Consider the following 13,038-nt stretch of genomic DNA (forward strand, 5'->3'; position numbering starts at 1 on the left):
AATCCATGATTCATTTTTCAATTAATAAAAATTTATTTCTACAAGCATTAAATATTACTAAGAGAGCTATTAGTTCTAAAAATGCCATTCCTATTTTATCAACTGTCAAAATTGACGTGACAAACGAAGGGGTTACTTTAATTGGTTCAAATGGTCAGATTTCAATTGAAAATTTTATTTCTCAAAAAAATGAAGATGCTGGTTTGTTAATTACTTCTTTAGGTTCGATCCTTCTTGAAGCTTCTTTCTTTATCAATGTTGTATCTAGTCTACCTGATGTGACTCTTGATTTTAAAGAAATTGAACAAAATCAAATTGTTTTAACCAGTGGAAAATCAGAAATTACCCTAAAAGGAAAAGATAGCGAACAATATCCACGAATCCAAGAAATTTCAGCAAGCACTCCTTTGGTTCTTGAAACAAAATTACTCAAGAAAATTATCAATGAAACAGCTTTTGCTGCAAGTACCCAAGAGAGTCGTCCAATTTTAACAGGTGTTCATTTTGTATTGAGTCAACACAAGGAGCTAAAAACAGTTGCAACAGACTCTCATCGTTTAAGCCAGAAAAAATTAACGCTTGAGAAAAATAGTGATGATTTTGATGTCGTGATTCCTAGCCGTTCTCTACGCGAATTTTCAGTGGTATTTACAGATGATATCGAAACTGTAGAGATTTTCTTTGCCAATAACCAAATCCTCTTTAGAAGCGAAAATATTAGCTTCTATACTCGTCTCCTAGAAGGAAACTATCCTGATACAGATCGCTTGATTCCAACAGACTTTAACACTACTATTACTTTTGATGTGGTAAACTTACGCCAGTCAATGGAACGTGCTCGTCTTTTATCAAGTGCGACTCAAAATGGTACTGTGAAACTTGAAATTAAAGATGGGGTTGTTAGTGCCCATGTTCACTCTCCAGAAGTTGGTAAAGTAAACGAAGAAATCGATACTGACCAGGTTACTGGGGATGATTTGACCATTAGTTTCAACCCAACTTACTTGATTGATTCTCTTAAAGCTTTAAATAGCGAAAAGGTGACCATTAGCTTTATCTCAGCTGTTCGTCCATTTACTCTTGTGCCAGCAGATACTGACGAAGACTTCATGCAGCTCATTACACCAGTTCGTACTAATTAAGTGAAAGAGGTTGAGCTTAGCTCGCCTCTTTTATGATATAATCGAAAAAGAAAAGGAGAGTAGTATGTATCAAGTTGGAAATTTTGTTGAGATGAAAAAACCACATGCTTGCACCATCAAGTCAACAGGCAAAAAAGCTAATCGTTGGGAAATTACACGTGTAGGAGCAGATATCAAAATAAAATGCAGTAATTGTGACCATGTTGTCATGATGGGACGCTATGATTTTGATCGAAAAATGAATAAAATTATTGACTGAGAACCCTTAGTTAGAGGGTTAGCACTTTATCCCTTTTTGTGTTATAATATTAGGGATTGAAATGAAAACGGAGAATGAGAAATATGGCTTTGACAGCAGGTATCGTTGGTTTGCCAAACGTTGGTAAATCAACACTATTTAATGCAATTACAAAAGCAGGAGCAGAGGCAGCAAACTACCCATTTGCGACGATTGATCCAAACGTTGGAATGGTTGAAGTTCCAGATGAACGCCTACAAAAACTAACTGAAATGATTACTCCTAAAAAGACAGTGCCAACAACATTTGAATTTACAGATATTGCAGGGATTGTAAAAGGAGCTTCAAAAGGAGAAGGGCTAGGGAATAAATTCTTGGCCAATATTCGTGAAGTAGATGCGATTGTTCACGTAGTTCGTGCTTTTGATGATGAAAATGTGATGCGCGAGCAAGGACGTGAAGACGACTTTGTAGATCCACTTGCCGATATTGACACCATTAACCTAGAATTGATTCTTGCTGACTTAGAATCGGTGAACAAACGATATGCGCGTGTAGAAAAGATGGCACGTACGCAAAAAGATAAAGAATCAGTAGCTGAGTTTAATGTTCTTCAAAAGATTAAACCAGTCCTTGAAGATGGGAAATCAGCTCGAACTATTGAATTTACAGATGAGGAACAAAAGGTTGTAAAAGGTCTTTTCCTTTTGACGACTAAACCAGTGCTCTATGTTGCTAATGTTGACGAGGATGTGGTTTCAGAACCTGACTCTATCGACTATGTTAAACAAATTCGTGAATTTGCAGCGACCGAAAATGCTGAAGTAGTCGTTATTTCTGCGCGTGCTGAGGAAGAAATTTCTGAATTGGACGATGAAGATAAAAAAGAGTTTCTTGAAGCCATTGGTTTGACAGAATCAGGCGTTGATAAGTTGACGCGTGCAGCTTACCACTTGCTTGGACTGGGAACTTACTTCACAGCTGGTGAAAAAGAGGTTCGCGCTTGGACCTTCAAACGTGGTATGAAGGCTCCTCAAGCAGCTGGTATTATCCACTCAGACTTTGAAAAAGGATTTATTCGTGCAGTAACCATGTCATATGAGGATCTAGTGAAATACGGATCTGAAAAGGCCGTAAAAGAAGCTGGACGCTTGCGTGAAGAAGGTAAAGAATATATCGTTCAAGATGGCGATATCATGGAATTCCGCTTTAATGTCTAAAAAATTAATAAGTGGTGTCAATTAGGTTGGAAAAAAAATTCCAACCCTTTTGGCTTTTGAAAGGAAAAATAAATGACCAAATTACTTGTAGGCTTGGGAAATCCAGGGGATAAATATTTTGAAACAAAACACAATGTTGGTTTCATGTTGATTGACCAATTAGCGAAGAAACAGAATATCACTTTTACACACGATAAGATATTTCAAGCTGATTTAGCATCTTTTTTCTTCAATGGAGAAAAAATTTATCTTGTCAAACCAACGACCTTTATGAATGAAAGTGGAAAAGCAGTTCATGCTTTATTGACTTACTATGGTTTGGATATTGAAGATTTACTTATCATTTACGATGACCTTGACATGGAAGTTGGAAAGATTCGTTTAAGAGCAAAGGGATCCGCAGGTGGTCACAATGGTATCAAGTCTATTATTCAGCATATTGGAACTCAGGTCTTTGACCGTGTTAAGATTGGAATCGGGAGACCTAAAAATGGTATGTCAGTTGTTCACCATGTTTTGAGTAAGTTTGACAGGGATGATTATATCGGTATTTTACAGTCTATTAACAAGGTTGACGATTCTGTAAACTACTATTTACAAGAGAAAAATTTTGAGAAAACAATGCAGAGGTATAATGGATAAATGGTGACCTTATTAGATTTATTCTCAGAAAATAATCAGATCAAAAAATGGCATCAAAATTTAACAGATAAGAAAAGACAACTGATACTTGGTTTATCAACGTCTACTAAGGCTCTTGCAATTGCAAGCAGTTTAGAAAAAGAAGATAAGATTGTATTGTTGACGTCAACTTATGGAGAAGCAGAAGGACTTGTTAGTGATCTTCTATCTATCTTGGGTGAGGAATTTGTCTATCCATTTTTGGTAGATGATACTCCTATGGTGGAGTTTTTGATGTCTTCACAAGAAAAAATCATTTCACGGGTTGAAGCCTTGCGTTTTTTGACTGATTCATCTAAGAGAGGGATTTTAGTTTGTAATATCGCAGCAAGTCGATTGATTTTACCGTCTCCCAATGTATTCAAAGATAGTATTGTAAAAATCTCACTTGGTGAAGAATATGACCAACATGCGCTTATCCATCAGTTAAAGGAAATAGGCTATCGAAAAGTTACTCAAGTACAAACTCAGGGTGAATTTAGTCTGCGAGGAGATATTTTAGATATTTTTGAAATATCCCAGTTAGAACCTTGCCGAATTGAGTTTTTTGGTGATGAAATTGATGGTATCAGGTCATTTGAAGTCGAAACACAATTATCGAAAGAAAATCAGACAGAACTCACCATCTTTCCAGCTAGTGATATGCTTTTGAGAGAAAAGGATTATCAACGAGGTCAGTCAGCTTTAGAAAAACAAATTTCAAAAACGTTATCACCTATTTTAAAATCATACTTAGAAGAAATTCTTTCAAGTTTTCACCAAAAACAAATTCATTCTGATTCACGGAAATTTTTATCTTTATGCTATGATAAGACATGGACTGTATTTGACTATATTGAAAAAGATACTCCAATATTCTTTGATGATTACCAAAAATTAATGAATCAGTATGAAGTCTTTGAAAGAGAATTAGCGCAATACTTTACAGAAGAATTACAGAACAGTAAAGCATTTTCTGAGATGCAGTATTTTGCTGATACAGAGCAAATCTATAAAAAACAGAGTCCGGTTACCTTTTTCTCTAATCTGCAAAAGGGGTTAGGAAATTTCAAGTTTGACCAAATTTATCAATTTAATCAATATCCTATGCAGGAGTTTTTCAATCAATTTTCTTTTCTAAAAGAAGAAATTGAGCGATATAAAAAAATGAATTACACCATTATTCTGCAGTCTAGCAATTCAATGGGAAGTAAAACATTGGAGGATGTATTAGAGGAATATCAGATTAAATTGGATTCCAGAGATAAGTCAAGAATCTGTCAACAATCTGTAAACTTAATTGAGGGAAATCTCAGATATGGTTTTCATTTTGTAGATGAAAAGGTTTTATTGATAACTGAACATGAGATTTTTCAAAAGAAATTGAAACGTCGTTTTCGAAGACAACATGTTTCAAACGCAGAGAGATTAAAAGATTACAATGAACTTGAAAAAGGAGACTACGTTGTTCACCACATTCATGGAATTGGTCAATACCTAGGAATTGAAACCATTGAAATCAAAGGGATTCATCGTGATTATGTTAGTGTTCAATACCAAAACGAGGATCAAATCTCTATCCCAGTAGAACAGATTCATCTACTGTCTAAATATGTTTCAAGTGATGGGAAAGCTCCAAAACTCAATAAATTAAATGACGGTCATTTTAAAAAAGCAAAGCAAAAAGTTAAGAACCAGGTAGAGGATATAGCAGACGATTTAATCAAACTCTATTCTGAGCGTAGTCAGTTGAAGGGTTTTGCTTTTTCAGCTGATGATGAAGATCAACATGCTTTTGATGATGCATTTCCTTATGTTGAAACGGATGATCAACTTCGTAGTATTGAGGAAATCAAGAGGGATATGCAAGATTCTCAGCCAATGGATAGGCTATTGGTTGGGGATGTTGGTTTTGGAAAGACTGAAGTTGCAATGCGTGCAGCCTTTAAGGCTGTCAATGATCACAAACAGGTTGTCGTTCTAGTTCCGACGACGGTTTTAGCGCAACAGCACTATACGAATTTTAAGGAACGATTCCAAAATTTTGCAGTTAATATTGATGTGTTGAGTCGCTTTAGAAGTAAAAAAGAGCAGACTGAAACACTTGAAAAATTGAAAAACGGTCAAGTCGATATTTTAATTGGAACACATCGTGTTCTGTCAAAAGATGTTGTGTTTTCTGATTTGGGCTTGATGATTATTGATGAAGAACAACGATTTGGTGTCAAGCATAAGGAAACTTTGAAAGAACTGAAAAAACAAGTAGATGTCCTAACCTTGACAGCTACGCCAATCCCTCGTACCCTTCATATGTCTATGCTGGGAATCAGAGATTTGTCTGTTATTGAAACTCCGCCGACTAATCGTTATCCAGTGCAAACCTATGTTTTGGAAAAGAATGATAGTGTCATTCGTGATGCTGTCTTACGTGAAATGGAGCGTGGAGGTCAAGTTTACTATCTTTACAATAAAGTTGACACGATTGACCAGAAAGTTTCCGAATTACAGGAGTTGATTCCAGAGGCTTCGATTGGTTATGTTCACGGACAAATGAGTGAAATCCAGTTAGAAAATACTCTACTAGACTTTATTGAGGGACAATACGATATTTTGGTGACGACTACCATTATTGAGACAGGGGTGGACATTCCAAATGCCAATACTTTATTTATTGAAAATGCGGACCATATGGGCTTGTCAACCTTGTATCAGCTAAGAGGAAGAGTCGGTCGTAGTAATCGTATTGCTTATGCCTATCTAATGTATCGTCCAGAAAAATCAATTAGTGAAGTCTCTGAAAAGAGATTAGAAGCGATTAAAGGATTTACAGAATTGGGATCCGGATTTAAGATTGCTATGCGAGATCTTTCGATTCGTGGAGCAGGGAATCTCCTAGGAAAATCCCAGTCTGGTTTCATTGATTCTGTTGGTTTTGAATTGTATTCGCAGTTATTAGAGGAAGCTATTGCTAAACGAAACGGTAATGCTAACACAAGAACCAAAGGGAATGCTGAGTTGATTTTGCAAATTGATGCCTATCTTCCTGATACTTATATTTCTGATCAACGACATAAGATTGAAATTTACAAGAAAATTCGTCAAATTGACAACCGTGTTAACTATGAAGAGTTACAAGAAGAGTTGATGGACCGATTTGGAGAGTACCCAGACGTAGTAGCCTATCTTTTAGAGATTGGTTTGGTCAAATCATACTTGGACAAGGTCTTTGTTCAACGTGTGGAAAGAAAAGATAATAAAGTTACAATCCAATTTGAAAAAGTCACTCAACGACTGTTTTTAGCTCAAGATTATTTTAAAGCTTTATCCGCAACGAACTTAAAAGCAGGCATCGCTGAGAATAAGGGATTAATGGAGCTTGTATTTGATGTTCGAAATAAGAAGGATTATGAAATTTTAGAAGGACTGATGATTTTTGGAGAAAGTTTACTAGAGATAAAAGAGTCTAAGAAAGAAAATTCCATTTGATATTTTTCTTCTATAAAATAGATAAAAATGGTACAATAATAAATTGAGGTAATAAGGATGAGATTAGATAAATATTTAAAAGTATCGCGAATTATCAAGCGTCGTACAGTCGCAAAGGAAGTAGCAGATAAAGGTAGAATCAAGGTGAATGGAATCTTGGCCAAAAGTTCAACGGACTTGAAAGTTAATGACCAAGTTGAAATTCGCTTTGGCAATAAGTTGCTACTTGTCAAAGTACTAGAGATGAAAGATAGTACAAAAAAAGAAGATGCAGCAGGCATGTATGAAATTATCAGTGAAACACGGGTAGAAGAAAATGTCTAAAAATATCGTACAATTGAATAATTCTTTTATCCAAAATGAATATCAACGTCGTCGCTACCTGATGAAAGAACGACAAAAACGGAATCGTTTTATGGGGTGGGTATTGATTTTGATTATGCTATTATTTATCTTGCCAACTTTTAATTTAGCGCAGAGTTATCAGCAATTACTCCAACGACGTCAGCAACTATCAGAATTGCAAACTCAGTATCAAACTTTGAGTGATGAAAAGGATAAGGAGACAGCATTTGCTACCAAGTTGAAAGATGAGGATTATGCTGCCAAATATACACGAGCGAAGTACTATTATTCTAAGTCGAGGGAAATAGTTTATACGATTCCTGACTTGCTTCAAAGGTGATAAAATGGAAAATTTACTAGACGTAATAGAGCAATTTTTGAGTTTGTCAGATGAAAAGCTGGAAGAATTGGCTGATAAAAATCAATTATTGCGTTTACAAGAAGAAAAGGAAAGGAAGAATGCGTAAATTCTTAATTATTTTGTTGCTACCAAGTTTTTTGACCATTTCAAAAGTTGTTAGCACAGAAAAAGAAGTCGTCTATACTTCGAAAGAAATTTATTACCTTTCACAATCTGACTTTGGTATTTATTTTAGAGAAAAATTAAGTTCTCCTATGGTTTATGGAGAGGTTCCTGTTTATGCGAATGAAGATTTAGTAGTGGAATCTGGAAAATTAACTCCCAAAACAAGTTTTCAAATAACCGAGTGGCGTTTAAATAAACAAGGAATTCCGGTATTTAAGCTATCCAACCATCAATTTATTGCTGCAGACAAACGATTTTTATATGATCAGTCAGAGGTGACTCCAACAATAAAACAAGTATGGTTAGAATCTGACTTTAAACTGTATAATAGCCCTTATGATTTAAAAGAAGTGAAATCATCCTCATCAGCTTATTCGCAAGTATCAATCGATAAGACCATGTTTGTAGAAGGAAAAGAATTTCTACATATTGATCAGGCTGGATGGGTAGATAAGGAATCAACTTCTGAAGAAGATAATCGGATGAGTAAAGTTCAAGAAATGTTATCTGAAAAATATCAGAAGAATTCATTCTCTATTTATGTTAAGCAACTGACTAATGGAAAAGAAGCTGGTATCAATCAAGATGAAAAGATGTATGCAGCTAGTATTTTGAAACTCCCTTATCTCTATTATGCGCAAGAAAAAATAAATGAGGGTCTTTATCAGTTAGATACGACTGTAAAATACGTATCAGCAGTCAATGATTTTCCAGGTTCTTATAAACCAGAAGGAAGTGGTAGTCTTCCTAAAAAAGAGGATAATAAAGAGTATTCTCTCAAGGACTTAATCACAAAAGTATCTAAAGAATCTGATAATGTAGCTCATAATCTATTGGGTTATTACATTTCAAACCAATCTGATGCCACATTCAAATCCAAGATGTCTGCCATTATGGGAGATGATTGGGATCTAAAAGAAAAATTGATTTCTTCCAAGATGGCCGGGAAGGTCATGGAAGCTATTTATAACCAAAATGGATTTGTGCTAGAGTCTTTGACTAAAACAGATTTTGATAATCAGCGAATTGCCAAAGGTGTTTCTGTGAAGGTAGCTCATAAAATTGGGGATGCGGACGAATTTAAGCATGATACGGGTGTTGTCTACGCAGATTCTCCATTTATTCTTTCTATTTTCACTAAGAATTCTGATTATGATACGATTTCTCAGATAGCCAAGGATGTTTATGAGGTTCTAAAATGAGGGAACAAGATTTTTTAAATCATTTTCTTAAGAAGGGATATTTCAAAAAGCATGCTAAGGCGGTTCTAGCTCTTTCTGGTGGATTAGATTCTATGTTTCTATTTAAGGTATTGTCTACTTATCAAAAAGAGTTAGAGATTGAATTGATTCTGGCTCATGTGAATCATAAGCAGAGAATTGAATCAGATTGGGAAGAAAAGGAATTAAGGAAGTTGGCTGCTGAAGCAGAGCTTCCTATTTATATCAGCAATTTTTCAGGAGAATTTTCAGAAGCGCGTGCACGAAATTTTCGTTATGATTTTTTTCAAGAGGTTATGAAAAAGACAGGTGCGACAGCTTTAGTCACTGCCCACCATGCGGATGATCAGGTGGAAACGATTTTGATGCGCTTGATTCGAGGAACTCGCTTGCGCTATCTATCAGGAATTAAGGAGAAGCAAGTAGTCGGAGAGATAGAACTTATTCGGCCCTTCTTGCATTTCCAGAAAAAAGACTTTCCACCAATTTTTCACTTTGAAGATACATCAAATAAGAAAAATCATTATTTTCGAAATCGTATTCGAAACTCTTACTTACCAGAATTGGAAAAAGAAAATCCTCGATTTAGGGATGCAATCTTAGGCATTGGCAATGAAATTTTAGATTATGATTTGGCAATAGCTGAATTATCTAACAATATTAATGTGGAAGATTTACAGCAGTTATTTTCTTACTCTGAGTCTACACAAAGAGTTTTACTTCAAACTTATCTGAATCGTTTTCCAGATTTGAATCTTACAAAAGTGCAGTTTGCTGAAGTTCGGCAGATTTTAAAATCTAAAAGCCAGTATCGTCATCCACTTAAAAATGGCTATGAATTGATAAAAGAGTACCAACAGTTTCAGATTTGTAAAATCAGTCCGCAGGCTGATGAAAAGGAAGATGAACTTGTGTTACACTATCAAAATCAGGTAGCTTATCAAGGATATTTATTTTCTTTTGGACTTCCATTAGAAGGTGAATCAATTCAACAAATACCTGTTTCACGTGAAACATCCATACACATTCGTCATCGAAAAACAGGAGATGTTTTGATTCAAAATGGGCATAGAAAAAAACTCAGACGTCTCTTTATTGATTTGAAAATCCCTATGGAAAAGCGAAAATCTGCTCTGATTATTGAGCAATTTGGTGAAATTGTCTCAATTTTGGGAATTGCGACCAGTAATTTGAGTAAAAACACGAAAAATGATATAATGAACACTGTACTTTATATAGAAAAAATAGATAGGTAAAAAAATGTTAGAAAACGATATTAAAAAAATTCTCGTTTCACACGATGAAATTACAGAAGCTGCTAAAAAATTAGGTGCTCAACTCACTAAAGACTATGCAGGAAAAAATCCAATCTTAGTCGGGATTTTAAAAGGATCTATTCCTTTTATGGCTGAATTGGTTAAACATATTGATACACATATTGAAATGGACTTCATGATGGTTTCTAGCTACCATGGTGGAACAGCAAGTAGTGGTGTTATCAATATTAAACAAGATGTGACTCAAGATATCAAAGGAAGACATGTTCTATTTGTAGAAGATATCATTGATACAGGTCAAACTTTGAAGAATTTGCGAGATATGTTTATTGCAAGAGAAGCAGCTTCTGTTAAGATTGCAACCTTGTTGGATAAACCAGAAGGACGTGTTGTAGAAATTGAGGCAGACTATACCTGCTTTACTATCCCAAATGAGTTTGTAGTAGGTTATGGTTTAGACTACAAAGAAAATTATCGTAATCTTCCTTATGTTGGAGTATTGAAAGAAGACGTGTATTCAAATTAGAAAGAATAATTTTTTTTAGAAAGAATAATTTTTAATGAAAAAACAAAATAATGGTTTAATTAAAAATCCATTTCTATGGTTATTACTTATTTTTTTCCTAGTTACAGCTTACCAGTATTTTAGTACAGGTAGTGTTGCAGGGAAAAGTGAGCAAATTAATTATACAGAATTGGTAAAAGAAATTACCGATGACAATGTAAAAGAATTAACCTACCAACCAAATGGCAGTGTTATCGAAGTTTCGGGTGTTTATAAAAATCCTAAAACAAGTAGAGAAGAAACAGGCATTCAGTTTTTCACGCCATCTGTTACTAAGGTAGAGAAATTTACCAGCACTATTCTTCCTGCAGATACTACCGTATCAGAATTGCAAAAACTTGCTACTGACCATAAAGCAGAAGTAACTGTTAAGCATGAAAGTTCAAGTGGTATGTGGATTAATCTACTCGTATCCATTGTGCCATTTGGAATTCTATTCTTCTTCCTATTCTCTATGATGGGAAATATGGGAGGAGGAAATGGCCGTAATCCAATGAGTTTTGGACGTAGTAAGGCTAAAGCTGCAAATAAAGAAGATATTAAAGTAAGATTTTCAGATGTTGCTGGAGCTGAGGAAGAAAAACAAGAACTAGTTGAAGTTGTTGAATTCTTAAAAGATCCAAAACGATTTACAAAACTTGGGGCTCGTATTCCAGCAGGTGTCCTTCTGGAGGGACCTCCGGGAACAGGTAAAACTTTGCTTGCTAAAGCAGTCGCCGGAGAAGCAGGTGTTCCATTCTTGAGTATCTCAGGTTCTGATTTTGTAGAAATGTTTGTCGGAGTTGGAGCTAGTCGTGTTCGTTCTCTTTTTGAAGATGCCAAAAAAGCAGCGCCAGCTATCATCTTTATCGATGAAATTGATGCTGTTGGTCGCCAACGTGGTGTCGGCCTCGGTGGAGGAAATGATGAACGTGAGCAAACCTTGAACCAACTCTTGATTGAGATGGATGGTTTTGAGGGAAATGAAGGGATTATCGTCATTGCTGCGACAAACCGTTCAGATGTACTAGACCCTGCCCTTTTACGTCCAGGACGTTTTGATAGAAAAGTATTGGTTGGTCGCCCTGATGTTAAAGGTCGTGAAGCAATCTTGAAAGTTCATGCTAAGAACAAGCCTTTAGCAGAAGATGTTGATTTGAAATTAGTGGCTCAACAAACTCCAGGCTTTGTTGGTGCTGATTTAGAGAATGTCTTGAATGAAGCAGCCTTGGTTGCTGCTCGTCGCAATAAATCGATAATTGATGCTTCAGATATTGATGAAGCAGAAGACAGAGTGATTGCTGGACCTTCTAAGAAAGATAAGACAGTTTCACAAAAAGAACGTGAATTGGTTGCCTACCATGAGGCAGGACATACCATTGTTGGCCTAGTCTTATCGAATGCCCGCGTTGTTCATAAGGTTACAATTGTACCAAGAGGCCGTGCAGGCGGATACATGATTGCACTTCCTAAAGAAGATCAAATGCTTCTATCTAAAGAAGATATGAAAGAGCAATTGGCTGGCTTAATGGGTGGACGTGTAGCTGAAGAAATTATCTTTAATGTCCAAACTACAGGAGCTTCAAACGACTTTGAACAGGCGACACAAATGGCGCGTGCAATGGTTACAGAGTACGGTATGAGTGAAAAACTTGGCCCAGTACAATATGAAGGAAATCATGCTATGTTTGGTGCACAGAGTCCTCAAAAATCAATTTCAGAACAAACAGCTTATGAAATTGACGAAGAGGTTCGTTTATTATTGAATGAAGCACGAAATAAAGCTGCTGAAATTATTCAGTCAAATCGTGAAACTCACAAGTTGATTGCAGAAGCACTATTGAAATACGAAACATTGGATAGTACACAAATTAAATCTCTCTATGAAACAGGAAAGATGCCTGAAGCAGTAGAAGAGGAATCTCATGCATTATCTTATGATGAAGTAAAGTCAAAAATGAATGATGAAAAATAACCCAACGAGAGGCAAGACCTCTCTTTTTTGTGCAGTTGAGGAGCTAAAGGGTGCAGAATGGATGAAATGTACCAAAAGTGTTTCTAATCTGTTAGACTGTATCTAGAAAGGGGAAAATTATGATTAAAGAATTGTATGAAGAAGTCCAAGGGACTGTGTATAAGTGTAGAAATGAATATTACCTTCATTTATGGGAATTGTCGGATTGGGACCAAGAGGGAATGATATGTCTATATGAATTGATTATACTCAATCATTTTCAAAAAGCAACCTTGTCCATTGTCTGCTGACAGTGGACTTTAAAACGCTTTTTTCCAGTCCTTGAATAACTTCTTGAAGCTTATCAATGACGGCTTCCAATGTTTGGAAAGCCTTATTTTTGAAACCTCGTTTTCGAATTTCTTT

At 35.6% G+C, this 13,038-nt stretch carries 12 protein-coding genes and 2 pseudogenes; 13 read left to right on the plus strand and 1 reads right to left on the minus strand.

The window, feature by feature from the left end:
* Positions 1-5 precede the first annotated feature (5 nt).
* The 13 genes and pseudogenes from dnaN to HT693_RS12045 form a co-directional block, all read left to right on the plus strand.
* On the plus strand, positions 6-1,142 hold the full coding sequence (gene dnaN / locus HT693_RS06810; protein WP_172925058.1) for a DNA polymerase III subunit beta: 1,137 nt from the start codon (positions 6-8) through the stop codon (positions 1,140-1,142).
* A gap of 64 nt (positions 1,143-1,206) precedes the next feature.
* Positions 1,207-1,401: a DUF951 family protein gene (locus HT693_RS06815; RefSeq protein ID WP_000285186.1), complete on the plus strand. Its 195-nt coding sequence runs from the start codon at positions 1,207-1,209 to the stop codon at positions 1,399-1,401.
* Positions 1,402-1,484: 83 nt separating this feature from the next.
* Positions 1,485-2,600 (plus strand): redox-regulated ATPase YchF, encoded by a 1,116-nt coding sequence (gene ychF / locus HT693_RS06820; protein WP_054414571.1) that lies wholly within the window; start codon positions 1,485-1,487, stop codon positions 2,598-2,600.
* A 72-nt stretch (positions 2,601-2,672) separates the two neighbouring features.
* Entirely contained in the window at positions 2,673-3,242 is a 570-nt protein-coding gene (pth, locus tag HT693_RS06825; RefSeq protein WP_172925060.1) for an aminoacyl-tRNA hydrolase, read from the plus strand.
* Positions 3,243-6,746 (plus strand): transcription-repair coupling factor, encoded by a 3,504-nt coding sequence (gene mfd, locus HT693_RS06830; protein WP_172925062.1) that lies wholly within the window; start codon positions 3,243-3,245, stop codon positions 6,744-6,746.
* A 57-nt stretch (positions 6,747-6,803) separates the two neighbouring features.
* Positions 6,804-7,070, plus strand: a complete 267-nt coding sequence (locus HT693_RS06835; RefSeq protein ID WP_001234978.1) for an RNA-binding S4 domain-containing protein — start codon at positions 6,804-6,806, stop codon at positions 7,068-7,070.
* Entirely contained in the window at positions 7,063-7,431 is a 369-nt protein-coding gene (locus tag HT693_RS06840; RefSeq protein ID WP_000041914.1) for a septum formation initiator family protein, read from the plus strand. Before HT693_RS06835 ends, HT693_RS06840 begins: the two co-directional genes overlap by 8 nt.
* A 4-nt stretch (positions 7,432-7,435) precedes the next feature.
* A complete protein-coding gene (locus HT693_RS12265) occupies positions 7,436-7,558 on the plus strand; it encodes an SP_0009 family protein (RefSeq protein WP_000429334.1) in 123 nt (40 codons plus the stop codon).
* Complete coding sequence (locus HT693_RS06845) at positions 7,551-8,819, plus strand: serine hydrolase (RefSeq protein ID WP_138700408.1); 1,269 nt, start codon at positions 7,551-7,553, stop codon at positions 8,817-8,819. Before HT693_RS12265 ends, HT693_RS06845 begins: the two co-directional genes overlap by 8 nt.
* The gene (tilS, locus tag HT693_RS06850) at positions 8,816-10,093 is read left to right on the plus strand and encodes a tRNA lysidine(34) synthetase TilS (protein WP_172925063.1); all 1,278 of its coding nucleotides are present in this window, start codon (positions 8,816-8,818) and stop codon (positions 10,091-10,093) included. The genes HT693_RS06845 and tilS overlap by 4 nt, the downstream gene beginning before the upstream one ends.
* Before the next feature lie 4 nt (positions 10,094-10,097).
* Positions 10,098-10,640 carry a hypoxanthine phosphoribosyltransferase gene (gene hpt, locus HT693_RS06855; protein ID WP_000892174.1) on the plus strand — a complete coding sequence of 181 codons (543 nt, stop codon included), beginning with the start codon at positions 10,098-10,100 and terminating at the stop codon, positions 10,638-10,640.
* A 34-nt stretch (positions 10,641-10,674) separates the two neighbouring features.
* Positions 10,675-12,633: an ATP-dependent zinc metalloprotease FtsH gene (gene ftsH, locus HT693_RS06860; RefSeq protein WP_000744568.1), complete on the plus strand. Its 1,959-nt coding sequence runs from the start codon at positions 10,675-10,677 to the stop codon at positions 12,631-12,633.
* A 119-nt stretch (positions 12,634-12,752) separates the two neighbouring features.
* Positions 12,753-12,878: pseudogene (locus tag HT693_RS12045) on the plus strand (sigma-70 family RNA polymerase sigma factor); the annotation flags it as partial.
* Between the two features lie 4 nt (positions 12,879-12,882).
* On the opposite strand, the pseudogene HT693_RS06865 reads toward HT693_RS12045, so the two are convergent.
* Positions 12,883-13,038, minus strand: a pseudogene (locus HT693_RS06865) (IS630 family transposase); the annotation flags it as partial.

Origin of the sequence: Streptococcus sp. 2154, from assembly GCF_013277255.1 — a bacterium.
GTDB classification, from domain to species: Bacteria; Bacillota; Bacilli; order Lactobacillales; family Streptococcaceae; genus Streptococcus; species Streptococcus pseudopneumoniae.